Source organism: Chryseobacterium sp. CBTAP 102 (genome assembly GCF_003201365.1).
In the GTDB taxonomy this organism is placed as follows: Bacteria; Bacteroidota; Bacteroidia; order Flavobacteriales; family Weeksellaceae; genus Chryseobacterium; species Chryseobacterium candidae.
Genome location: NZ_QICX01000002.1, coordinates 323,244 through 346,688, shown reverse-complemented (window position 1 = coordinate 346,688; position 23,445 = coordinate 323,244). Strand labels below are relative to the sequence as shown.

Below are 23,445 nucleotides of genomic sequence, written 5' to 3'. Positions count from 1 at the left end.
CTTTATGCCAGTAAGCGTCCTGCCATTCCCAAAAGTCTTCCTGTTTTGGGATATCTCCATTTTCGAAATAGAGTTTTAATTCTTCTTTTGTTTTCATAGTGTTAATTGTATAGGTCCATATGGATTAATGTTGTTTCCAGAATATCATTATTATGAGTTATAGGCTTTTTGGTACAGAAAATGTCTTCTATTTTGTTCTGTTATATTCATCTAAATATTCAGCTAAGAAAACTCTTAAATAGTTGGTAAATGTTTCCAATCCAAAAGTAATAGCATCACTATCATTGCTTTTAAAATCTGGATTGAATCGGAAGTTCTGGCAAACCTCAAATGTTGAAGCATATAGAGCACCTAAAGATTTCATTGCAGACCCGGTAAAGCCTGGACCATTATAATTGTTTGACTGCCCAATGTAATAATCATCGGATTGTGGAATTAGTAAAGATTTAGCCTTGTATTTCGCTGACAGTTCCTTTATTAAGACATTAGCTGAGCTTTGGCCTAATTCAGAGCCAAGATTTACTATCCATGCCATATTATAGTTTTTCGGATCTGCCTGCGGTGTACCGTGGAAATTATGAAAATCTACACCCATTACTGTGTTTGATGTAATTTTTTCCTGCATGAATCTATATATTGCCTGGGATTCAATTTCTGATAATGCTGCCGGACCAGGATATGTAGGATCTGTGGTAGTACCTCCAGCTGCCCAGAACGTTGGGAAATTTCTATTTAGATCAACTGAGTTAAAATTCTTGCGCGTTCCTGTACCGGATCCAGCATTCCATCCATGTGGATTTGCGAACGGTATAATCACGAATTCAATATTAAATCTTAAATACTCTAAAAACGGGTGCGATTTCCAGTTTGTAAGAACTTGTTTCATAAGTTCATAAACAACAAATGAAGGGGTCTTTTCAAAACCATGAATTGAACAATTCAAAACAATTCGTGGCAATGTTTGAGCATTGTTCCCGGTAGAATCCCCGGCAGCTAACTTGTTAGGTAAAAAAGTATAACCGTAAATCGGGAGCTTTCCTTCAACATTGGTGTCTGTAGGAACATCAGTGGTAAGGGTTTCTTTAATAATTGAATATCCGGAAGGAACTTTGGTTATAAGTTCATCCCATTTTAATGTCCATTCTCTACAATCTTCGTAAGGTTTTTTGGGAATCCCAGATCCATCCGGACCTGCATAACTTTCTAGTGCTGGTGCAGAATAATAATCATTGAAACTACGAGATCGTGCAAACTTTATAAACCCTAAAGGATTATTAAAAACGTCTGATTTTTTATATAATGTTCTGCTTACATTACTGTTATTGCTTACTCCTGAATTACTTTCAACCACTCTTTTCTGGTTGGGAACTTGAGACCAGTCAATTGTTACTTTTCCATATATTGTTGCATTAGACTCCCTTTTAGTGCCTGATCTGAGATAATATGTTTTTACTCCTGAGTGTAATACAGGATCGTAGGGTATAGAAAAAGCATTATTAAATTCATCTGCATACAGGAAGAGCGCTGGTTTACCTGTTTCTGCATAAATAAAGCCCAGATATGAATTGGTTGCTGTAGTATTTTTCCCCAGCCCATATAATGTAATCAAAGCATTGTCTTTTACATTATAAAATTCAGCATCTAGAATTGCTTTACTGAGCCAAAATTTTTCATCTGACGTTCTCGGTTCCTGCCAGGTTGAAAATGTTTTATTATACAAAACATCAGCAGATGCCACAGGCTTTATTGGGTACACAGTTGTTCCGACCGTATTGATTAAGGTATATCCTTTTGCTCCAAAAATATCCTGTATTGTTGAATTTAAATTTAATACATAAAATAAAACATAATCATTGGCCCCCAAAGGTCTTGCAGCATTATCATAAATGGTAACTGCTCTTGCATTTGTGCTTAGCGTATTATAAACAATTGCATAATAAGTGGGATTTACAGAAGTATCGACAGACTGTGCCCGAACATTAAATACACCTTGGTTCGTAATAATTTTATTTGTTGAAGAGCCAATTAATGTAACAGTATTAGCAGCAGTGTCAATTGTCAAAGTTGTTGAATGTGATGTGAAAATACCCGATGACTTTGGAAGTGGGAAATAAACCTCCCAATTAGCATTATTACCCGGGATAGCACTTGTAATATCTATTTTAGCTTTCCATAAGATATCAAGATGCTTAACAACTTCACCAGCTTTGTAAGAGCCCAGAACCCAATTTCTAACGCCTCCTGTTTTAATATTTTCCAGCAAACCTCCGACACCTATGGCATCAATGCCTGTAATTTTTTCTGATGGAATCATATCACTTTTATGCCAGTAAGCGTCCTGCCATTCCCAAAAGTCTTCCTGTTTTGGGATATCTCCATTTTCGAAATAGAGTTTTAATTCTTCTTTTGTTTTCATAAAATTTTGTGTGATTTGTAGGTTAATAAATTCATTTTTTCTCCTTTTATGGATGGCGGAGTTTCCATTTTTATCCTGTATTTTCAGACATAGTTCTGGCTGTCCAGCATTTTGTGAATGGTGAATTCAAAGGTGTTGAGACTATTTAATGAGATGGCTGTGCGTGTGTTATAGAGATATCTAAGATAATGGCGGACAGCGTCAGAACTTGTCGTGTTTTTTAAATTTATTTAAAAAACATCTTCTTCAGGTATTCCTTTTTCAAAATCTTCTCTGAAGAAGTTTTCAATGTCATTGAGATAGTTTTCATAATCCATCTCAGCATTTTCGATATCGCTCCATTCTATCGTATAGAGATCTTCATCGATGAGTATATCTGTATTGTGATCTGGTGTTTCCATGTTTTGTGTGATAAGGTGTTGGTTATAATTTTTTGAACATATTTCAGGCTGTTCAGCATAGGTGAATGTTGAATTCAAAGGCTTTTAAAAATTTTTATGAATTGTTGTTTTGTGTCTTTTTTGATATTCCAAAGGTAATCGGGTGAAACGACAAAACTTGACGTGTTTAAAAAAGATTTTTAAATTTTTCGCTATAATCTCAATAGCTTATATGAAGGGTTTATAAGGTTAAAAGCTTATATTTTATTTTTGATGAGCTTCTGAACAATTTGGTTTAATGTTTCTCTGTTATCATCAATATAGCTCAATCCGGCTTGTATCAGATTCTCAATATTGGATCTTCTTACATTATCCATGGCGGGAGAAGCATTTTTCAATGAAGGATTCAAACGGTAATAGTTTTTTTGATTTCTAAGGCCCAGAGTCTGAAACATCTGTTCCAGCTGATAATCTACAGTTTCTGCGTTGGCAGACATCAAAATGTCAACGATTGGGCCTACCCAGCCAATTTTTCCTGCTTTTTCCAGTCTTTTAAAAGAGTAAGGTCTTGCTTCAATTCCTGTTCCGATAGAGACGATGATCATATCGTTTACACTTGGATGGTTGGCTTTCTGATGGTTTTTTAAAACTTCTGCAAAAGGGATCTTTCTTGCTTCAGCATAGGCGCAGAGTGCAGGATTATTCGCAAACATTCCACCGTCAATCAGGCTGAAGATCTGTCCATACATAGATTTGATCTGCACCGGACTAAAATAAGTGGGAGCCGCTGAAGTCGCTCTGCAGATATCTCTTACAAAGAAATTGTCTGTGCTGAGGTGGGCTTTCCAGGAGTTGAAAAGTTTTGCTCTTCTGTTTTCAATATCATAACTCGTTATTAAACATGGTTTTATGAATTCTTTTAATTCTAGATTTCCAAAAAAGTCATTTAAGTTTTTTTCAAGAGCTTCCTGGGAAATTTTTTCATTCAATAATCCGAATGGATTGACCAGTTTTTCCCAAAAGGAAACCTGGAAAATGTCGCCACCCTTTTCAGCATATAATTCCAACCCTTTTTGAATAGAATATTTTGCTTTTCGGGTTTCATCAGGAGAGAGAATAATAGAAGCAATCAGACCTCCGGTACTGCTGCCGGCCACCAGATCAAAATAGTCTCCCAACTTGGCAGCCGGCTTATCATAATACTGGAGCTGTTCTTCTATGTAACGCAGAATAATGCAGGTTACGATTCCCCTTATCCCACCTCCGTCCAAAGAAAGAATGGTTGTCTTTTTCATGTGATATTTTTAATGGTTTTTTAAAAGGACACATGCAATCTTAAATCTACAGAATCCGTTGAATAATCAAAAAATGTTGAGATTCCATACTTAGATTTCATTGCTTTTTTCGTTGTTTTCTTATAAAGCAAAGGTAGGCTGGGGAAGCGACAGAACGTGTCGTATTAAATTTAATTTCAAATAAATAACACTAAAAAACAACGTAATTCTGCTGGTCTTTTGGCATCTTCAAAAGCTTTCTCCAGCTGGTTTTTACAGGTCCTTTTTTAGAAGGAATGTTCTTTTTTTCAAAGTGGGGAAGATCTTTAAATGTTTTCCAGTTTCCACCCCAATCCCAGCCGTGGCGGGCAAATATTTTTACACATTCGTACCAGTCTGCAACGTTGTCATTATCCCAGTCTTTTGCCGTATCCCAACTTGCTGTTTTCCCGTCAATCATAAGACAGATGTCTACTGCCAGGCCATAATTGTGAATACTTTGTCCTGCCTTTGCATTGGTTACTTTTTTTCCTGAAGTAATTCTTCCGATTGCATACAGCTTTTCCTGCTCTTCAAAAGATCTTAATCCCTGAGTGATCCGTACTTTGGCTCTTCCGGTAAGTGCTTCATCACATTCCTGTATAATTTGCTTCACTTCATCTCTTACCAACGGGTGAAGCTTCTGAATTCTTTCTAAGGTTACTTTGTCCATATTTCTTATTTTGTTACAGGACAAAAGTATAGCGCGGATGCGACGAAACTTGACGTGTTTTATTTGAATTTTGATTAAAATTATATAACATTCTATCAGAGGATGAAAACATAAAAGGGAGACATATTCAGAAATGCTTAAATTAATCTATACACAAAAAAATGAGAAAATTTGCTTTTAAATTTTTAAAAATCAAATAGAAGTAGTAAATATGACGGATAAAACACAATATTAATGCATACTATCCTACCTTTTTTATTAGCCATGATTGTGGCCATTGTGCTGCTCAATATGTGGGCTGCAAAGCTAAAAATTGCTTACCCTATTTTGCTCGTTGTATTCGGATTGCTGGTCAGTTTTGTGCCAGGTCTTCCGGTTGTAAAGATCAATCCCGATCTTATTTTTTTTATCTTTTTACCTCCTCTTTTATTTGAAGCAGCATGGTCAATTTCCTTTAAAGAAATGAAACGATGGTGGCGTATTATCGGAAGCTTTGCTTTTTTGGTAGTATTTTTTACGGCACTGGCAGTAGCAGTGACGGCTAATTATTTTATACCCGGATTTACACTTGCTCTCGGGTTTTTGCTGGGAGGCATCGTATCTCCACCGGATGCCGTGAGTACAGGAGCCATTATGAAGTTTGTAAAAATACCCTCCACTACATCTGCTATTCTGGAAGGTGAAAGTTTGCTGAATGATGCATCTTCACTCATTATATTCCGTTTTGCTTTAATTGCTGTAGGAACAGGACAGTTTATATGGCAGGAAGCTTCGCTGGATTTTTTATGGATGGTAATAGGCGGGGCAGGAATCGGGTTACTAGTGGCATGGATTTTTGTACAGGCTCACAAAAGACTTCCTACAGAAGCTTCTTCAGATATTGCACTCACACTTATTGAACCTTATCTTATGTATTGGATTGCAGAACAGTTTCATTCTTCCGGGGTGTTGGCTGTAGTTTGCGGAGGGCTGTATATGTCAGGTAAAAGATTGATATTTTTAAACAGTACCAGCCGTATTATGGGATATAGCGTATGGCAAAGCTTTGTATTTATTCTGAATGGTATTGTATTCTTAATAATAGGACTCGAACTTCCTGAAATTGTGGGAGGGCTGAGCTCTGAAGGAATTCCTTTAAGAATTGCTATCCAATATGGAGTGTTGGTGACCGGTATTCTGATTGCCGCCAGAATCATAAGTTCTTATGCTGCTATGCTGGCTACATTGATTTTCCGACCAAGTGTTGCTCCTCGTGCTTCTTCTGCAAGAAGACGCCTGTTGATGCCTCTGATGCTGGGATGGACGGGAATGAGAGGTGTTGTCTCATTGGCTGCTGCACTTGCCATTCCGATTACCCTTGAAAACGGACTCCCTTTTCCCAACAGAAACCTTATCCTCTTTATTACTTTCGTTGTGATTCTGCTTACCTTACTCGTACAAGGACTTACTTTGCCCTACTTTATAAAATACGGACATGTATTTGATGATTTTACAGATGAAGAGAAAGATAAAAAGGCGAGGGAAGAAATAAAACATCAACTGAAACAGCATGTTTATCATTTTCTTAAAAATAAGCATGAAAATGAACTGAACAGCCATGCAGGATTAGAAAGAATGCTGAAACAATGGGAGGAAAAAATACAGACTCATAATACAGACTGGATGAATGAAAAGACCAAAGATATCTTTTTTGAAATGCTGGAAAGCCAGAGACAGTTTCTTTCAGAATTGAATAAAGATATTTCCGTTAATGAAGAAATTATCCGCCATCAGCTCTATCAGCTCGACCTTGAGGAAGAACGCTTAAGGATGATTTAATCCGTATCACAATCAATGTTTTTGAAAACAAAATTAAAGCGTTAATGCGACAAAACATGTCGTGTTTAAAAATTTTATTCATTTGTTTTTCAGATTGTTAAATGTGATGTTAATTATGGTTTAAAAGATTGTTTTATTCTTTAAAAACTATAATTTTGTGTAGAATTTTACTATACAATTGTCATGTATGCTCTGGTAGATTGTAACAATTTTTTTGTTTCGTGTGAAAGGACTTTAGATCCTGACCTTGAAGGCAAACCCGTTGTGGTATTATCCAACAACGATGGATGTGTTGTGTCCAGAAGCAAAGAGGCAAAGGATCTGGGGATTCCTATGGCTGCTCCCGCATTCAAGTATAAAGAGCTTTTTCAGAAATATGATGTAAAAAGCTTTTCAGCAAAATTTGAACTGTATAATTACAAAAGCCAGCAGGTTATTAATATCGCTAAATCGTATGTTCTTGATCATGAGGTTTACAGCATTGATGAGCTTTTTCTTGATTTGACGGGATTCAAGTACATTGATATTTATGAATATTGTCTCAAGATCAGAAATGAGATTGATGAGAAAGAAAATATTCCGGTAAGTATAGGAATTGCGCCCACCAAGACTTTATGTAAAGTGGCAAACAGAATCGTAAAAGAATTTCCGGATAAATTTAAAGGAGTGTATATTCTGGATACTCCTGAGAAAATTGAAAAAGCTTTGAAATGGCTCAATATAGGAGACGTGTGGGGAATAGGGAGAAGGCTTGCTGCCAAAATGAATGACAATGGGGTATACAAGGCATGGGATCTTCTTCAGAAACCTGAAATGTGGGTTCGAAAAGTTATGGGAATTCATGGAGTAAGAATGATCCATGAACTGAGGGGAATTCGTCAGCTGGAACTGGATGCTCCTTCTCCTAAAAAATCCATAGCGGTTACCCGAAGTTTTATGCAGATGCTTACAAAGAAAGAAGAAGTACGGGAAAGAGTAGAGACTTTTGGAATGTATTGCTCGGAAAGATTAAGAAAGCAGAATACCTGCTGTAAAATGATCACTGTTTTTGTACAAACCAACCGGTTCAGAAAAGATCTTCCTGAATACAAAAATGCGGTGACCCGCATTCTTTCTAATCCTACCAATTCGTCCATTCTCATCGGAAGGGTGGTTAATGAACTTTTTGAATCGGTTTACAGAGAAGGGTTTCATTATAAGAGAGCAGGAGTAATGGTGAATGATTTTGTGCCTGAAGATCAGAGACAGATCGGTCTTTTCGAGGAAGATATTCAAAACCAACACCTTCCTGTGATGAAAGCTATGGATGCGATGAACAGGAAATTTGGAAAGGATAAAGTGAGACTGGGAAGCATGAGCGGGGAAAATACCTTTGGGCGCGCAAAACTGTCCCCGGAATATGAGGCCTTTCTGAAAAAAAACACATTACCGGAAGCGAACTTCAGATTTCATTAAGAATATCTCGTCTGCAGTTTATATCTATTTTCTTTCATATTTCCAGTTTCTTCCTTTACCCTCAGCGATCCATTCTAAAGCCTGATCCATTCTTTTATGTCGCGTAGCTTCTGTTTTAGCATCTGCAATCCATGTAATATATTCCTTTCGGAAAGATGGGGAAGCCTTCAAAAATACGTCAAGAGCTATCTGATGGGTATTTAAGACATCCTGAAAATAGTCAGGAACCTCCATTTCTGTTTTGGAAGGAGCTGCTTTTTTCATGGTAACGCCCATATCCGTAAGCTCCATGGCTTCCTTAATCGCTTTTTTCAGCTGAGGTTTGGAGGGAAGATCCCCGATTTGTGCAATTTTTCCTAAACTGAACATTGAATTTTTCTCAATATCCTGAGTGATTTCCTGCATGGTTTTCATTTCTCTTTCAAGCCAGAATCCAAAAGTACAATGCTGTTTGAAAGAAGCCATGGCACAAAGATTTTTCCCTTTATAGATAAAGTGCGGAAAACCCCACTTCATCGTTTCTTCGGCATCAGGACAGAATTCATGAACGGCTTCACGGATGTAATGCAGGATAGGTTTTGCAAAATCCTGTGATTTTTCAATATATGCATCAATTGTAGAACTATACTTCTCCATCATGTTTATTGGAATAATTGTACAATTTCATTCACAAGGAATTTTACCTGATCAGGTCTTCCTCTGTCATTTTTAGGGTTGTTGGAATAACTTCCGGTTTTTACAATAACCATATTGTGTTCAGGAACCATAATGATAAACTGTCCCTGCAATCCCAGAAAATAATAATGTTTGATAGGATTGTCATGATTGATCCAAAGCCCCATTCCATAAATGTTTTCAGACTTTTCTGTTGGAGTTCTCATCTGTTCAATGAAATCTGCATTAAGGATCTTATGAGATCCGACTTTTCCGTCATCCAGAAACAGCTGTCCGAGTCTGGCAAAATCTCTTGCATTGGAATGAATACAGCAATAGGCTTTTTCTATACCATAATCATCTGTGCTCCATTTGGCATTTTGTTCCATTCCCAGAGGACTCCAGAATTTTTCTGATAAATAACTTGCCAATGGCTTATCCAATGCTTTTCGAAGAGCAAAACCAAGAAGTTGGGTAGAGCCGCTTTGGTATTCAAATCTGGCTCCTGGTTCTTCCTTGAATTTCCTTGAAAAAACAGCTTTTACAAGGCTTTTTCCGTAATAGGCTTTAGCATTGGGAAGAAAAGGATTGTTGTAGTCTTCATTCCAGTCTAATCCGGCTTCCATCTGAGCTAAATTTTTAAGAGTAACCTGATTTCCGAAAGGTTTATTTTTAAATTCCGGATAAAATTCTGAAAGTTTTTCATCGATAGTCGGAATAATTCCTTCTTCCAGCGCTTTTCCCAAAAGCATCACAGTCACTGCTTTTGCCATAGAAAAAGAATTGGTTGGCGATAGCTGGTTGTAGCCATCCCAGTATTGTTCATGAAGAATTTTCCCATTTCTTATCACCACCAGAGCTGCTGTTCTGGAGTGTTTTAAGTTTTCAACTAAATGTTTAGGTAAGTCTTTTTTGTTATATTCAGAATCCTCTTCCCAGAGTCTGGGCTCTTCTGTTACAATAGGATTGCTGGGAAAAAGATCTCCGTCATCAATGTGTGCGCTCAACTTTCCTTTAAGGTAGGTTTTGGAAATACCACTAAATAAATAATCATATCCAAAAAAATAAGCCGCCGCTGCACCTGCTGCCGCTCCACCTACCATATACTTTAGTATTCTCATTTTTTCATGAATGGGTCTTCAACAAATTTAGAATAATTTGGCTATAAAATTTAAAATGAACCAGCAAATAAGTTATTTTTGCTCTTAATTGATGAAAACTATGACCAGAAAACTTTTTGTATTGGGGTACTTCTTATTTTCAATCATGGGAATGGCCCAGATTTATAAACCGATAGATACTGCAGATTATATACAGAGAAAAGCATTTTTAAAGAGTTTTGAAGGAAATAATGAAGCAACTGTAAAGAGATTAAAGTCTCAATATTCCGGGAGAACAGGCTCAGAATTATCCAAAATTTATAAAGAATTCGGAACTGACTTTGAGAAGCAGGTGAAGAATAAGGATTTTATCTTTAAATCTGAATTTGAAACCAGTATACAGTTTATGATTCAACGTCTTAAAAAGAATAACCCAACAATTCCTCAGGATCTGAAAATTCTGATTGCCAAAGACAACACTCCCAATGCCTATTGCCTTGCTGACGGAACCTTTGTAATCAACATGGGGCTTTACAGCTGGCTGAATAACGAGGAACAGATTGCTGCAGTGATTTCCCATGAGCTGGGACATAAAATAGAGGAGCATTCCCTGAAAACTTTTCTAAAAATTATTGAACAGGATAAACAGGATAAAGCGGTGGTTGAGAATATAAAATCCACTACAACAAGCAGAAGCCAGAGCCGGAACCAAAAAGCTTTCGATATTTTTAAAAACAGAGTCTACAGGAAAGGAGTAGAAAGAAGACAAAGTGAAATGCAGGCAGATTCTTTGGGGTATGTCTTTTTCAGAAACGGTGATTTCAGGAAAGCGGAATTCGTCAATGCTCTTCAGAGATTACAGGATTTTGATACCATTTCTCCGAGAGAATTAAAGGTTGAAACCTATAAAAAACTTTTTAACCTTCCCAAACAGGCGTTCAATGAAAAATGGATGAAAAAGGAAGATTTCTCCCTGTACAATTATAATTTCTACAAAGAAAAACTGAACAAAGATTCTCTGGCATCACATCCTGAAGTATCCAGAAGGATTGAAATGCTTAAAAAAACTTTTACCGAACTTAAAACTTCTGTTAGTCCGGAAAAGCCTTCAGATCTATTCTTAACATTAAAGAAAACGGCGAGGATGGAGATTTTACCCAATTATTTCCATTCAGAAGATTATGGGCTGGGAATTTATACTGCCATGCAGTTTTTACAGGATGATGAGGAAGAAAAGTATTATAAAAGCTGGTTGGGAAGATGTTTCTCAAAAATATATGAAGCGAGAAAAAACTATAATCTGAACCGGTATCTGGATAGAATAGAACCCAAAAATCAAAGTGAAAGTTATCAGCAGTTTCTGAACTTTATGTGGAACTTAAGTCTTGATGAAATAAAGAATATCGCAGACTTTTATCAGACTAATGAAACCATAGCGAAAGTAAAGTGATTTCTAATAAAGAGGCTGTATCCTACATTTGACTTTGCAAACATAGGAGACGGCCTCTTTTCTTTTATACTAGTAATTTAATTTCTCCAAACGGATCTTGTTGAATTTTTCTTTTTCATTATACTCACGGAGCAGAATATAACCTTCTTTTCCTACATACGGCGTTACTGCATAATTATCTTTTTCAGAGATTGGAATAATTTCCTGTTTGAATTTTCCATCAATAATGGTGTTGATAAACAGATTCCATCTTTTCTGTTTGGTTACTTCATCTTTTTGATAGTCGCGGTAGAAAAATACCACGTCTTTTCCTCCGTTGAGGTACTGGGAGAACAGATAATCACTGTTTACCCATTTTGATTTTTCCTTTTCAAAAACCTGAACATTTTTCACTTTGAAATCTTTATCAGTGTAAATGTATACAAGATCAGTGGTCTTCGGAGCGTTGTACTGACCAGCCGGTTTGTATTTTTCGGATAAAATACCTACACTTCCATCATTCATAAAGTACATATCTTTGGTCTGAAGCATGTAACCGCTTTCTACCATTCCATATTTGTTGACTTTTGGAAGAAAAGCAGAGATATTGGTCTCATAATTGATCGCTTTCATATCTACTGAAAAATCAGATTTGTTGAGGATCATTCTTGCAAATCCTACAGATTCGGAATCATCATAATTTCTTCCCAACAGAACTACTTTATCATCAAAAGTTTTATCATTATCAAGCTTTCTGTAGTTGGAGTAGAAGGATTCAATATTGTCTATTGTATCATCAGATAATCCGGTAATCGGTTTGTTGGAGGTTTCTTTTCCGGTTTTCATGTCAAGAACCATGAGGCTGAATGTCTTCTGCTTGTCATTCACTTTCTTCAGGATACAGTACATATAGTTTTCGTCTCTTTCCAGAACGGATAAAGTAGTGTACAGTTTTTTACTTCCGTCAGTATTGTATCTATACCTCCAGATTTCCTTTTTGTTTTCATCAAACCTCATTAGACTATTGTTATTTTCGTACTTCCCATAGTCTTTGTATTCAACAGCAAAATAACCGCCTTCTTTCAGTTCTCCTACTGCGGAAACGTAGTTGTAGCCTTTTTCTTTTTTCTCATCACGGTTTTCCTTACGCTGTTCTTTCCAGCTCTTCGGTTCGTTGATCTCTTTGAAAGTACCGTTTTCCAGATAATCATAATATATTTTTCGGGTAATAGCATTGGTTTTCGGGTCGATTACCATAGAAACCGGAGTAAATATTTCTTTGCTTTTCACAAGAGAATAATCCATCATGGAAGGCTTTAAGATAATCTGACCTTTAAAATCAACATATCCCAGATAAGAGGCAGCCGTGATATCTCCTTCAAACTCTTTATTGGCAACAGGGTTGAGGTTTTTATCCAGGATCACATACTCAAACTTCTTGGTCTTATCACCGGATTTACCGTAAGAATATAGAGAAACGTAACCGTACAGATTGTCTTTATCATCGAATAGAGCATTCATCCCCACATGATCACCTGCAGCGAGTGTTGTAAGGTCCTGAGTCTGGGAAAATGCAAATGTCTGGATTAATCCAAACATCATCAGCGTTATTTTTTTCATGGTTAAAATTTGAGGGATAAAAGTAATAAATTAACTCATATGTTGTGAAAAATAAAAAAGCCCTGGAAATATTTCCAAAGCTTACAACCTAAAATGCAAAATAATTATTAATAGTACTCGTAAAGCCAGTTATGAGTACTTGTTCCATAGCCTGAGATATCATATGTAGTAACAGCTTTGGTAGGATAGTTGTCTCCGTTAAGCGTGTAAACTGCGGTAATTTTGTTGGTTCCATTGGATAAACCGGAATAACTCTCTGTTTGATTCAATAGATTATTATACCCTATTTGCCCGTCACTCACATCAAATAAATTAATCTTAACAAAACCTTTTATATTCTTCATAGGATTGTTGAAGGTGTCATAAGTATTGGTAATATTGTAGGTAACTCCGTTATATGTATATTTTGCTGAAGCCACATTTCCTGCATTGGTTAAATTAACATCCACCTGTGCAAATACAAGATTGGAATACGTTCCTGTTGAAGGATTATAAGTTCCGCTTTTATACTCATCAAACTGAACATGGGTATCACTGAGATACTGATAAATTTTGGTATAGATCAGCGTTCCCTGTTCTTTATCAGTTATCTTTTCCGTTGAAAGTCTTCCATTGGAATAGGTGAATTCTCTCATAAGGACCAGAGAGCCACCAATGAACTCTTCTGTCTTAGCAATATAATCTCCGCTGTAAGTATAAATCACTCTATCATCATCTGATGCATTGTAGGTTTCTATAAGCTTGTCTCCATTATACTTAAATTCCACCACATAAGGCTGGCCGCCAGGATTGACGTCAGTTGCTTTTTTCAAGAGTGGAGAAGTACCCGTGTTATTGTTATGAGAGTTATTGCTGTTGTCTCTGTGGTCGGCCGGATTATCATTAGACACACAACTTGAGAGCACTGCCACAGCCAGTGATGAAAGTATTAGCTTTTTCATGGTTATTATTAGTTTTTTAATCCGCTAAAAATAATCATTTTTATGGTATGTTGATCCGGAATGTATGAAAAATAAAAAAGCCCTGAAAAACAGGGCTTTTAAACTATAATTGAGAAAGTAAATTTCTGAAGTTTGTCTTCTCATCAATGATTCTTCTCAACTCTGAAACGGGAACTCTTTCCTGCTGCATCGTGTCTCTGTCTCTGATGGTTACCGTATGATCAACTAAAGAGTCATGATCTACAGTGATACAGTATGGAGTACCAATGGCATCCTGTCTTCTGTAACGTTTTCCGATAGCATCTTTCTCTTCGTAGAACAGGTTGAAATCATATTTCAGATCATTGAAGATCTTTTCTGCATACTCTGCTAAACCATCTTTCTTCATCAATGGAAGAATAGCTGCTTTAATTGGTGCCAATGCCGGAGGTAACGATAAAACTGTTCTTTCTGAACCGTCTTCCAATACTTCGTCTCTTAAACAATGTGAGAATATAGAAAGGAATAATCGGTCTAAACCTACTGAAGTTTCCACTACGTAAGGAACATAGTTTTCGTTTCTCTCAGGATCAAAGAACTGAAGTTTTCTTCCCGAGAATTCTTCATGCGCTTTTAAGTCGAAATCTGTTCTTGAGTGAATACCTTCCAGTTCTTTAAATCCGAATGGGAAGTTAAACTCAATATCAGCTGCAGCATTTGCATAGTGAGCAAGCTTTTCGTGATCGTGGAATCTGTAATTCTCATCTCCCAAACCTAAAGCTTTGTGCCAGTTCAGACGCTTTTGCTTCCACTGCTCGTAGAATTCAAGTTCTGTACCCGGAGCAACGAAAAACTGCATTTCCATCTGTTCGAATTCACGCATTCTGAAAATAAACTGTCTTGCCACAATTTCATTTCTGAAAGCCTTACCAATCTGTGCAATACCGAAAGGAAGCTTGTGACGTGAAGTTTTCTGTACATTTAAAAAGTTAACGAAAATACCCTGAGCCGTTTCTGGTCTCAGATAAAGATCCATGGCGCTGTCAGCGGAAGCTCCCAGCTTGGTACCGAACATCAGGTTAAATTGTCTTACCTCTGTCCAGTTTTTAGAACCCGTATCAGGATCTGCAATTTCAAGCTCTTCAATCAAAGCTTTTACATCAGCAAGGTCTTCTTTTTCCAGAGATTTTGCAAGTCTTGAGAGAATAGTCTCTCTTTTGGCTCTGTATTCCAGAATTTTTGGATTTGTAGCCACAAACTGATCTTTATCGAAAGCATCCCCGAATCTTTTCGCTGCTTTTTCAATTTCTTTGTTCTCTTTATCTTCAATTTTAGCACAATAATCTTCAACCAAAACGTCTGCTCTGAAACGCTTCTTAGAATCTTTATTATCAATCAATGGATCGTTGAAAGCGTCTACGTGGCCCGATGCCTTCCAGGTTGTTGGATGCATAAGGATCGCCGAATCAATGCCGACAATATTTTCGTTAAGCTGTACCATAGCTTTCCACCAATATTGTTTGATATTATTTTTTAGTTCGGCACCGTTCTGTCCATAATCATAAACAGCGGATAAACCATCATAGATCTCGCTCGATGGGAAAATAAAACCATATTCTTTAGCGTGAGAAATCACTTTCTTGAAAACATCTTCTTGCTTTGCCATAATTTTTTTACGTCTGATATGCAAAAATATGAATTTGGAATCAAAATCATGAGTTTCAATAAAAAAAGCCGTTAATAAACAGACAAATATCTACAAATTAATTTTTAAGGAGCCGGGAACCCGCTCTCCGTTCCAATTCCTCGCTCGGCGGCTCTGCTTCGCGCCGCCGCCTCAATGCGGGATTTTCTCTTAGATCGGGGCTATTGATAAAGGAATGTCTAAACCTAACAGGTTTTCAAAACCTGTTAGGTTTACAAATATGGCCGCATATAATATCAGTCGAAAATCTTTACTTTTGCCGAATGTTAGAAATTCTTTATCGTGACGAGCATCTTATTGCCATCAACAAACCCAGCGGATTATTGGTTCATAAATCTTTCTATGCGGGAGAAGCCGATACCTATGCTATTCAGGAGCTGAAGAAGCAGATTGGGCAAAAAGTGTATCCCGTACACCGGTTAGACCGGAAAACCTCGGGTGTTCTGCTGTTTACCTTAGATAAAGATACCCTTAGAATCATGAGTGAACAGTTTGCTTCACGCGACGTAGAGAAAAAATATCTGGCTATTCTTCGGGGCTGGACAAAAGAAGAAGAAACCATTGATTATGATTTGGTTAATGAAAATGAAGTCACACAGAATGCGGTTACTTACTATCGTCGTTTGCAGACTTCAGAAATAGATTTACCCTTTTTAAAACACCAGACTTCAAGATATTCTTTGGTAGAAGCCATCCCTGAAACAGGAAGATTTCATCAGCTGAGAAAACATTTTAAACATATTCTCCATCCTATTTTAGGCTGCCGGAAACATGGCTGCAATAAACAGAATAAATTGTGGCTTCAAACATTTGAGATCAATAAAATGACGCTTCATGCCCATCAATTGATTTTCAATCATCCTGTTTCTAACGAAAGAATTACGGTAAATGCTACTATAGATGAAGAGTTCAAAAGGGTAGGGGATATTCTGAATTTTGACCTGAGTGCGTACTCTTCATTAAAACCTTGACAAGGATGGTGTTTATAATTATATTAAAAAGTATCCCATTTCATTTAACAGATAACGTAGATTTCTCTGTATCTGTTGTTTTTAACGCAATGTTCGCAAAGTTTAATTATGTCTGCTTTTTATTTCCGATCGCAAGGGCACTTCGTTCAGCAAATCCTAATATCGGGTGCTTCGCTAAGTGAAACGCCCTTGCGAACCAAAATGTTTTCAGGATAATCATCTTTCTTTGCAGTCGCACCGTTAAAAAACCCCACTGATTTGTTGCATATATAGTTGTTTTCCAGCTTATAGATACTATAGATGAGCCATTTCGATAAAATATTATACATCAATATAGCATTAATTTTAAAAAGAGTAATTTTGTAAAACTTTTTTTCAATGTACAAATCGCTCATTCGTCCTATTCTTTTCAAATTCGATCCTGAAGATGTTCATCACTTTACATTCTCAATGCTTAAGAATTTTGGATTTCTTACCAAACTGTTTTTACCAAAACCTATTGAAGACAAACGTCTGGAAAGAGAAGTTTTCGGATTAAAATTTAAAAATCCTGTAGGACTGGCTGCCGGTTTTGATAAAAATGCAGTACTGTTCAATGAATTGGGAGATCTTGGTTTTGGATTTGTAGAAATAGGGACGGTAACCCCAAGAGCGCAAGCCGGAAATCCTAAGAAAAGATTATTCCGCCTTATTGAAGATGGTGGAATTATCAACAGAATGGGATTCAACAATGACGGTCTTGAAGCAGCTATTGAGAAGCTGAAATCCAACAAAGGAAAAATAATTATCGGTGGAAACATCGGAAAAAATACAGATACAAGCCCGGAAAATTATACCCAGGATTATCTGGACTGCTTTGAAGGTCTTCATCCTCATGTAGATTACTTTGTCCTGAATGTGAGCTGCCCGAACGTAGGAAGCCACGCCAAGCTGGAAGATGTAGACTATCTGAGAGAGCTGATTACGGAAGTGAAAAAGATAAATGAATCAAAATCTGTACAGAAACCTATACTACTTAAAATTGCACCGGATCTTAATAATAATCAATTGGATGAAATCATTGAACTGATTGCAGAAACAAAGATTGATGGTATTGTAGTGTCCAATACTTCTGTGAACAGAGAAGGGCTGAAAACCTCTCCCGAAGTTTTAGAACAGATAGGAAATGGTGGATTAAGTGGAAAACCCATCCGTGAAAGAAGTACAAAAATGATCAAATACCTTTCTGATAAAAGCAACAGGGCATTTCCAATCATTGGAGTAGGAGGAATTCATTCTGCTAAAGATGCGATGGAGAAGCTGGATGCAGGAGCTGTATTGGTTCAGTTGTATACCGGATTTATTTATGAAGGTCCGCAACTGATCAACGACATCAATCAGGAGCTTCTGAAAAGAGCAGGAAGATTACCAAGATAACATAAAAGAGAGTTGATATGACTCTCTTTTTTATTTTAACTTTACTACAGATGCGTTTTTAATATCTACCGTAAGCGTATGGGGCGGAGTGCTTTCGGATTTGCCTATTTTATAGGTAATGGTTTGTTGGTCTTTGGATTTCGTTTTGGTAACGTCATACATATTTTCCCGACAGCTTTCAGTAAGGAATTCTTCATAGTTTTTATAGTTCCAGTCTTTTGTGAAATAGAGAACTCTGTAACCTTTTTCTCCTTCACTTGCTCCGCATTGGCCGCAGGCATTAAAATTTGAAGTCTGTTCAAAATAAAGTAAAATCCTGTTTCCGTTTTTTCCTGAAGCATAGGAGATCAATTCATTTCCACCTGCTTTATTAATGAAATCAAAAGTGTTGATCTTTTTATTATTCGGTAAGTACAGATAATTGTTGAGGCGGTAGATCATCGCATTACCTGTAAATAATTTTGCAGGCTGAACCTTTTTGCCCAGATAAAAGTTCCCTGGAATTGGATTGGTATTCTGGCTGCTTTTTTCAAATATAATAGATTCCTTTGGTAGTAATTTTTGTGCTATTTCATCCGTCTTTTCTACTTTCTGAAGGGATGTGATCTGTTCCTTTAAAAGCCTGGAATTTTGCTTCTGCCGGGTTCCAAAATTATAAAGAGAAATATTTCCATAATAATCATATATTCCGGTAAGCGAGATTTTCTTTTTGTATTTGTCATAATAGTACCATCCGTCCACATAATGCTGATACTGATCACAATCTACAATGCCTGTATAGTTGAGTTCCATGGTAATAGGCATTCCTCCGATTTCTCCCTTAAACGTCTGGGAAGAATCCGTTACTTTCTTTAATTCAACTTTTTGACAGAGAACCAATGTGAGGAAACAAAAAAAGAATGCAGTGAAGACTTTTTTCATGTTGAGTTATCGTGGTTTTTAGTTTTTTAAATGAAAAAGTGAGCGATGGTGTAGATGATGAGCCCGACCAGTCCGCCAACTAATGTTCCGTTGACCCTGATAAACTGGAGGTCTTTTCCTACTTCCAGTTCCAGTTTTTCACTGAGTTCTTTTCCCTGCCAGTTTCCAACAGTAGTACTGATGAGGTTCCCGAATTGATGAGTGTTTTTCAGAATATATTTATAAGCTGTCACCCGAACCCAATGATCAATTTTGTTCTGAAGATTTTCATCGGTTTTTAAATTCTGGGCAAACTCATTTAAATTTTTAGTAAGATAGTTTTTCAAAGCCGAGTTTTCCTCCTGAAGTTCTTTCATCAATGTTTTTTTTATGGAAACCCAGATATCATTGGAATATTCATCCAGTTTATCATTTTTGAGAAGACCGTTTTTAATGGTTTTAAACTCTTCATCCCACTTCGGATCTTCTTTCAGATCAATAGAGAATTCATGAATTTTCTGAGTAATTAATCCTCTTACTTCGTGTTGAGGATTTTCTTCTATTTCCTTGAAAAAATCAGAAAGTCCGTCGGTAATTTTATCCGCAATTTTATTGTCTACAAAAGACGGAATGAAGGAATAGCTGCCCTTTTTTACCCGTTCCTGTATCATTTCATCGTTTTCAATAATATATTCTTTGATCTGTTTGGAAAGATTGGTGATGATTCTCTGATGGTCATTCTTTTCCAGAATATATCCGATTCCGTTTCCAACCACTTTATTGAGCTTGATATCATCTGTCATTTCAGAAACCTTTTTGCTGATAAACTGGCTTACTGTAGAATCATCCAGTTTATTAAGGATATCAAGAACAATATCCGAAAGGTTTTTAATTAAAATCTCCTGGCTTTTTTCCTTAGCCAGCCATTCCCCGGCAAAATTGGAAACTTTAAGCTTTTGAATATAAGGACGTATATTCTGAGGGGAAAGGAAGTTTCCCACTACAAAATTTCCAAGATTATATCCCAGTCTCTGTTTGCTGTTTTCAATCAGATTGGTGTGGGGAATAGGAAGCCCCAGAGGATGCCGGAATAATGCAGTAACCGCAAACCAGTCAGCAAGTGCACCTACCATTGCAGCTTCAGCAAATGCGCGCACATAGCCGATCCAATGAGATTGATTAGACTTTTGTAAAATAGTGGTAACAATAAAAATAACAGCCATCAGGACAAATAATCCTGTAGCAAATGCTTTGTATTTTCTGAGTTGTTTTCTTTTTGCTTCGTCATTCATATTCTCAAATTTACTAAATTTGGTTATGAAACCATTCGTGGTTACAGAATTAAAATTGATGATGAAATTTTTAATTTTAATAACCCTGTTAATTATTCTGCAGGCTTGTACGCAGAACTACCAACCCATTAAAACCCCTTCTATGAAAAATACAGAAGCAAATAATAATCCATACTATTCCAGAACAGATATTGAAAAACTCAATATTTCCAATGAAGAATGGAAAAAGATCCTTGCTCCGGATCTCTACGCCATTGCCAGAGAAGCAGCTACAGAAAGAGCTTTTACGGGAAAATACAATGAATTTGATGAGGTAGGAGAGTATTATTGTGCCGTATGTGGAAATCACCTGTTCCGTTCTACATCTAAATTTTCCAGCAGCTGTGGATGGCCAAGTTTTTTTGAAGCGGATAAAGAAGGCGTGTATTATGTAAGAGATCAGTCGTATGGAATGGATAGAGTAGAAGTACTCTGCAAAAGATGTGATTCCCATTTGGGACATGTCTTTGATGATGGTCCGAAGCCTACAGGATTGAGATATTGCATGAATTCTGTAAGCCTGGAATTTGTTCCGGATTCTCAAAAATAAATAAAAACCACCTGCTACAGGTGGTTTCTCACTTTTAAGAGGATAATAGTCCGGCTGCTTTAAGATTATCTTCCAGGTTTTTTAACCTTACCCATACATCTTGTGCTGTTGCTGATGGTGAAGGTTCAGCTGCTGTGAGCGCATCGGCCTGTGTTCCTATGAGTTTCCATCCGGATGAGCTTCCACTGGCTGTTTTTATCCATAGCATCTTGTTACCTCCATCATTATTGATATAAATACTTCCAGGATTGGCCGCAATGCTTGGAGCTCCATTTCCATTAAAAAGACCTCTATCGTTTTTACTGCCATCAGAAGTAGCCCATCTGAATCCTTGTTCTGCATATACAGAATTTCCATAAAATCCTTTTCCTTCACCGTTCACAAAAAATACTTTATTGCCAGAGGCATCTAATCCGCTATAAAGTTCATATGAGGAAGATGCCTGATTTTGTAAGGTTAATACAGGGTTTACTGAATTTGTGGTTAGTAAATTTCCGCTGTTCGTTTCATAAGAATTTTCTTCCCCATTGTTTTCTACAGAACTTTTATAAAGTCCAAAACCTTTTGAAATGACCTGACATCTTTTAGAATATTTATCAAATATGATTGCATAGAATGGATCTTGTGGATTTTCCATTCTTGGTCCTACGATAGTATTGCTTTCTCCGGTTATTTGTGCTGCGGTAGCATTGTCAGGATCATTGTCTTCGAAAGACGGATAAAGAAATCTGTTATTATTATAAGGATGGAGATTGATTTGTTTATCTTCCATAAGTATATGGAATGTTTTAACTTTCGGGAAACTGGTACTATGGTTGAATGTTCCACCATAGAAAGTATTTTCATTGATATAGCCTTGAACATCATTTTTCTCGAATTTCAGATTGATTTTATTGTCGTGAAAATAGTTGATAAAGAAGGTGTTATATGAAGTTCCGCCACCTCGGCCATTATCAGAATATATTAATGTCCCTATTTTAAATCCGGTCACCCTTTTAATTTCAATGGTCGAAGCGATTACATTCATAATTACTATTCCTGTTGAGTCTGAGTCATTATATATCTTTTTTGAACAATTAAGCCCCTGGATATTTAATCCTGCCAATGAATCCTCTACAGGTTGAGTAATAGCAGGGCCATGAGTTCCTATAACAATAGCATTTCCGGTAAAGGATTCTTTTACATTTAAATTACCCTCAATTTTTATTGTTGTATCGGGAGCAACATCTATATTAACCGTTTCGGTGATATCATAATCACCATTGGGAATATATAGAGACTTGTAATTATATTTTTTTGCAAGCTTTATTCCTTTATTGATAGCGGTTGAAGTGTAGCCTCTGTCTGCATTAAGTCCAAATCTTCTGACATTAATTGGGTGACCTCCCATATAGTCTTCAAGCACATAGGTATTTCCGGAATGCTCCAGATAAATAACTCCATCTTCATTGTTAATAGTTGATGAAATAGGAGAGTTATTATGAAGAAATGTAGCGGTTGGAAAATAATTCAGCGTTTCATTGGTTGCTGGGTTTACAATTTGTATTGACATAATAATTTTGTTTTTTTTTGTTATTTTGAATATTGATGTTTTTAAAGTATTGATATTAAATTATTCACAGAATCAGGACGTTAAAGTTTCTTAAATAGCGTTAAACTTTTTTCGTTTTTACCCTTTGCGTAATGATGTTTTTATACTTTTGCTCCACTAATTTGGATTTATATAGTATTGAATGAAAGGATTTTATAGCGTATTAGGCCTTGTTTACATGGTTACCACCTCATTCTACATTTCTCCACGAGGAGCTGTAAAGAATGAAAATTTCATGACGGCAAAGACTGAAATAGTATCTATTGCTGATGACACGAAATCTGAGAAGACTACAACTGCTGTTTCTTCATCAGAAGCATTATACCAATCAATTGCATTTGACCAAGGGCATGAACTGAACTATGACGTATTCTCAAAAGCATTGACCGGTTACGAAAACTTAAAGAAAGCAGGATTGCTTACTCAGGATTCGCATTTATTAACGATCTGCGATTTTTCTATGTCTTCCAACACCAAAAGACTTTGGGTTATTGACCTTGCAGACAAAAAAGTTCTGTTCAACTCATTGGTTGCCCATGGTAAAAATACAGGCGAAGAATTTGCGACGAATTTTTCTAACAGGGAAAGTTCGTTACAGAGCAGCCTGGGATTTTATATCACAGATGCAACCTATCAGGGAGACAACGGATATTCTTTAAAACTGTTGGGCATGGACAAGGGATTCAATGATGCAGCTTACAGAAGAGCAATTGTAATGCACGGAGCCAATTATGTAAGCGATGAATTTGCTGCTATGCACAAAAGGATCGGAAGAAGCTGGGGATGCCCCGCAGTACCAAGAGAGCTGACGCAGCCGATCATCAATACCATAAAAGGTAGAAATCTTCTGTTCATTTATTATCCTGATCAGAATTATCTTTCCTCTTCGGAATGGTTGAAAGGGCAAGTATAAGATAAAGCAGTCAGGTTGGGCTGCTTTTTTTATGTATTGCTAATTTTGGACAATTGGATAAAAAATTTTCTGTGGTTGTTAAGTTTAAATTACACATCATATTTTCTGTTTAAATAATTTTATTTGTAAATTCTTGCAAGTAATTTTACTAAAACAAAAGTATTGACGGGTAGCGACAAAAGAAGTCGTATTATAATTAATTTTTCATTTTTTTTTAATCAGAAAATTATTACTTGTAAAAAGGTATTGTTTATCTGTAAAGTAGATAAAAAATCCCTGCATGGTTTTCA

Annotated in this window: 19 protein-coding genes; 7 read left to right on the top strand and 12 right to left on the bottom strand. The window is 36.6% G+C overall.

Annotated elements, in window-relative coordinates; genetic code table 11:
- Positions 1–187 precede the first annotated feature (187 nt).
- From C8D70_RS04865 to C8D70_RS04850, 4 genes are all read right to left on the bottom strand, one after another.
- Positions 188–2,416 (bottom strand): M14 family zinc carboxypeptidase, encoded by a 2,229-nt coding sequence (locus tag C8D70_RS04865; RefSeq protein ID WP_110366555.1) that lies wholly within the window; start codon positions 2,414–2,416, stop codon positions 188–190.
- A 230-nt stretch (positions 2,417–2,646) separates the two neighbouring features.
- Positions 2,647–2,817 (bottom strand): hypothetical protein, encoded by a 171-nt coding sequence (locus tag C8D70_RS20720; RefSeq protein WP_168801917.1) that lies wholly within the window; start codon positions 2,815–2,817, stop codon positions 2,647–2,649.
- A gap of 236 nt (positions 2,818–3,053) precedes the next feature.
- On the bottom strand, positions 3,054–4,091 hold the full coding sequence (locus C8D70_RS04855) for a patatin-like phospholipase family protein (protein WP_076596426.1): 1,038 nt from the start codon (positions 4,089–4,091) through the stop codon (positions 3,054–3,056).
- A gap of 190 nt (positions 4,092–4,281) precedes the next feature.
- Entirely contained in the window at positions 4,282–4,782 is a 501-nt protein-coding gene (locus C8D70_RS04850; protein ID WP_110366553.1) for a M15 family metallopeptidase, read from the bottom strand.
- 234 nt (positions 4,783–5,016) lie between these two features.
- Here C8D70_RS04850 and C8D70_RS04845 point away from each other — a divergent pair, with 234 nt between their 5' ends.
- Both C8D70_RS04845 and C8D70_RS04840 read left to right on the top strand, forming a co-directional pair.
- Positions 5,017–6,600 carry a Na+/H+ antiporter gene (locus tag C8D70_RS04845; protein ID WP_110366552.1) on the top strand — a complete coding sequence of 528 codons (1,584 nt, stop codon included), beginning with the start codon at positions 5,017–5,019 and terminating at the stop codon, positions 6,598–6,600.
- A gap of 183 nt (positions 6,601–6,783) precedes the next feature.
- Positions 6,784–8,055 (top strand): Y-family DNA polymerase, encoded by a 1,272-nt coding sequence (locus tag C8D70_RS04840; protein WP_110366551.1) that lies wholly within the window; start codon positions 6,784–6,786, stop codon positions 8,053–8,055.
- Positions 8,056–8,079: 24 nt separating this feature from the next.
- Here C8D70_RS04840 and C8D70_RS04835 read toward each other — a convergent pair whose 3' ends face one another.
- Together C8D70_RS04835 and C8D70_RS04830 are read right to left on the bottom strand one after the other, a co-directional pair.
- On the bottom strand, positions 8,080–8,694 hold the full coding sequence (locus C8D70_RS04835; RefSeq protein ID WP_228407982.1) for a YdeI/OmpD-associated family protein: 615 nt from the start codon (positions 8,692–8,694) through the stop codon (positions 8,080–8,082).
- A gap of 2 nt (positions 8,695–8,696) precedes the next feature.
- Positions 8,697–9,830, bottom strand: coding sequence for a serine hydrolase domain-containing protein (locus C8D70_RS04830; RefSeq protein WP_083688863.1), 1,134 nt, complete (start codon positions 9,828–9,830; stop codon positions 8,697–8,699).
- Between the two features lie 100 nt (positions 9,831–9,930).
- Here C8D70_RS04830 and C8D70_RS04825 point away from each other — a divergent pair, with 100 nt between their 5' ends.
- Positions 9,931–11,259 carry a M48 family metalloprotease gene (locus tag C8D70_RS04825; RefSeq protein WP_228402561.1) on the top strand — a complete coding sequence of 443 codons (1,329 nt, stop codon included), beginning with the start codon at positions 9,931–9,933 and terminating at the stop codon, positions 11,257–11,259.
- A 69-nt stretch (positions 11,260–11,328) separates the two neighbouring features.
- On the opposite strand, the gene C8D70_RS04820 is transcribed toward C8D70_RS04825, so the two are convergent.
- From C8D70_RS04820 to C8D70_RS04810, 3 genes are all read right to left on the bottom strand, one after another.
- Complete coding sequence (locus C8D70_RS04820; RefSeq protein WP_110366550.1) at positions 11,329–12,858, bottom strand: hypothetical protein; 1,530 nt, start codon at positions 12,856–12,858, stop codon at positions 11,329–11,331.
- A gap of 107 nt (positions 12,859–12,965) precedes the next feature.
- A complete protein-coding gene (locus tag C8D70_RS04815) occupies positions 12,966–13,799 on the bottom strand; it encodes a hypothetical protein (RefSeq protein WP_110366549.1) in 834 nt (277 codons plus the stop codon).
- A gap of 103 nt (positions 13,800–13,902) precedes the next feature.
- Positions 13,903–15,444 (bottom strand): glycine--tRNA ligase, encoded by a 1,542-nt coding sequence (locus C8D70_RS04810; RefSeq protein WP_076596419.1) that lies wholly within the window; start codon positions 15,442–15,444, stop codon positions 13,903–13,905.
- Between the two features lie 302 nt (positions 15,445–15,746).
- Here C8D70_RS04810 and C8D70_RS04805 point away from each other — a divergent pair, with 302 nt between their 5' ends.
- Together C8D70_RS04805 and C8D70_RS04795 are read left to right on the top strand one after the other, a co-directional pair.
- Entirely contained in the window at positions 15,747–16,454 is a 708-nt protein-coding gene (locus tag C8D70_RS04805) for a pseudouridine synthase (RefSeq protein WP_110366548.1), read from the top strand.
- A gap of 378 nt (positions 16,455–16,832) precedes the next feature.
- Positions 16,833–17,870 (top strand): quinone-dependent dihydroorotate dehydrogenase, encoded by a 1,038-nt coding sequence (locus C8D70_RS04795; RefSeq protein ID WP_110366546.1) that lies wholly within the window; start codon positions 16,833–16,835, stop codon positions 17,868–17,870.
- A 30-nt stretch (positions 17,871–17,900) separates the two neighbouring features.
- Here C8D70_RS04795 and C8D70_RS04790 read toward each other — a convergent pair whose 3' ends face one another.
- Together C8D70_RS04790 and C8D70_RS04785 are read right to left on the bottom strand one after the other, a co-directional pair.
- Positions 17,901–18,791, bottom strand: coding sequence for a hypothetical protein (locus tag C8D70_RS04790; protein WP_110366545.1), 891 nt, complete (start codon positions 18,789–18,791; stop codon positions 17,901–17,903).
- Between the two features lie 26 nt (positions 18,792–18,817).
- Complete coding sequence (locus C8D70_RS04785; RefSeq protein WP_110366544.1) at positions 18,818–20,062, bottom strand: DUF445 domain-containing protein; 1,245 nt, start codon at positions 20,060–20,062, stop codon at positions 18,818–18,820.
- A 142-nt stretch (positions 20,063–20,204) separates the two neighbouring features.
- Between C8D70_RS04785 and msrB the strand changes: the two genes are divergently transcribed.
- Complete coding sequence (gene msrB, locus C8D70_RS04780) at positions 20,205–20,651, top strand: peptide-methionine (R)-S-oxide reductase MsrB (RefSeq protein WP_410493704.1); 447 nt, start codon at positions 20,205–20,207, stop codon at positions 20,649–20,651.
- Positions 20,652–20,685: 34 nt separating this feature from the next.
- Here the strand turns inward: msrB and C8D70_RS04775 are convergent, their stop codons facing one another.
- Positions 20,686–22,203: a hypothetical protein gene (locus C8D70_RS04775; protein ID WP_110366543.1), complete on the bottom strand. Its 1,518-nt coding sequence runs from the start codon at positions 22,201–22,203 to the stop codon at positions 20,686–20,688.
- Between the two features lie 181 nt (positions 22,204–22,384).
- On the opposite strand from C8D70_RS04775, the gene C8D70_RS04770 reads away from it, so the two are divergent.
- Positions 22,385–23,155, top strand: a complete 771-nt coding sequence (locus tag C8D70_RS04770; RefSeq protein ID WP_110366542.1) for a murein L,D-transpeptidase catalytic domain family protein — start codon at positions 22,385–22,387, stop codon at positions 23,153–23,155.
- Positions 23,156–23,445: the final 290 nt, after the last annotated feature.

What these genes read in the sequence shown, in the direction of transcription:
- C8D70_RS04830 (WP_083688863.1), bottom strand. Translation starts at nt 9,830, where the DNA reads ATGAGAATACTAAAGTATATGGTAGGTGGAGCGGCAGCAGGTGCAGCG.
- C8D70_RS04795 (WP_110366546.1), top strand. Translation starts at nt 16,833, where the DNA reads ATGTACAAATCGCTCATTCGTCCTATTCTTTTCAAATTCGATCCTGAA.
- C8D70_RS04850 (WP_110366553.1), bottom strand. Translation starts at nt 4,782, where the DNA reads ATGGACAAAGTAACCTTAGAAAGAATTCAGAAGCTTCACCCGTTGGTA.
- C8D70_RS04775 (WP_110366543.1), bottom strand. Translation starts at nt 22,203, where the DNA reads ATGTCAATACAAATTGTAAACCCAGCAACCAATGAAACGCTGAATTAT.
- C8D70_RS04805 (WP_110366548.1), top strand. Translation starts at nt 15,747, where the DNA reads ATGTTAGAAATTCTTTATCGTGACGAGCATCTTATTGCCATCAACAAA.
- C8D70_RS04845 (WP_110366552.1), top strand. Translation starts at nt 5,017, where the DNA reads ATGCATACTATCCTACCTTTTTTATTAGCCATGATTGTGGCCATTGTG.
- C8D70_RS04790 (WP_110366545.1), bottom strand. Translation starts at nt 18,791, where the DNA reads ATGAAAAAAGTCTTCACTGCATTCTTTTTTTGTTTCCTCACATTGGTT.
- C8D70_RS20720 (WP_168801917.1), bottom strand. Translation starts at nt 2,817, where the DNA reads ATGGAAACACCAGATCACAATACAGATATACTCATCGATGAAGATCTC.
- C8D70_RS04810 (WP_076596419.1), bottom strand. Translation starts at nt 15,444, where the DNA reads ATGGCAAAGCAAGAAGATGTTTTCAAGAAAGTGATTTCTCACGCTAAA.
- C8D70_RS04785 (WP_110366544.1), bottom strand. Translation starts at nt 20,062, where the DNA reads ATGAATGACGAAGCAAAAAGAAAACAACTCAGAAAATACAAAGCATTT.
- C8D70_RS04855 (WP_076596426.1), bottom strand. Translation starts at nt 4,091, where the DNA reads ATGAAAAAGACAACCATTCTTTCTTTGGACGGAGGTGGGATAAGGGGA.
- C8D70_RS04865 (WP_110366555.1), bottom strand. Translation starts at nt 2,416, where the DNA reads ATGAAAACAAAAGAAGAATTAAAACTCTATTTCGAAAATGGAGATATC.
- C8D70_RS04770 (WP_110366542.1), top strand. Translation starts at nt 22,385, where the DNA reads ATGAAAGGATTTTATAGCGTATTAGGCCTTGTTTACATGGTTACCACC.
- C8D70_RS04820 (WP_110366550.1), bottom strand. Translation starts at nt 12,858, where the DNA reads ATGAAAAAAATAACGCTGATGATGTTTGGATTAATCCAGACATTTGCA.
- C8D70_RS04825 (WP_228402561.1), top strand. Translation starts at nt 9,931, where the DNA reads ATGACCAGAAAACTTTTTGTATTGGGGTACTTCTTATTTTCAATCATG.
- C8D70_RS04835 (WP_228407982.1), bottom strand. Translation starts at nt 8,694, where the DNA reads ATGATGGAGAAGTATAGTTCTACAATTGATGCATATATTGAAAAATCA.
- C8D70_RS04815 (WP_110366549.1), bottom strand. Translation starts at nt 13,799, where the DNA reads ATGAAAAAGCTAATACTTTCATCACTGGCTGTGGCAGTGCTCTCAAGT.
- C8D70_RS04840 (WP_110366551.1), top strand. Translation starts at nt 6,784, where the DNA reads ATGTATGCTCTGGTAGATTGTAACAATTTTTTTGTTTCGTGTGAAAGG.
- msrB (WP_410493704.1), top strand. Translation starts at nt 20,205, where the DNA reads ATGAAAAATACAGAAGCAAATAATAATCCATACTATTCCAGAACAGAT.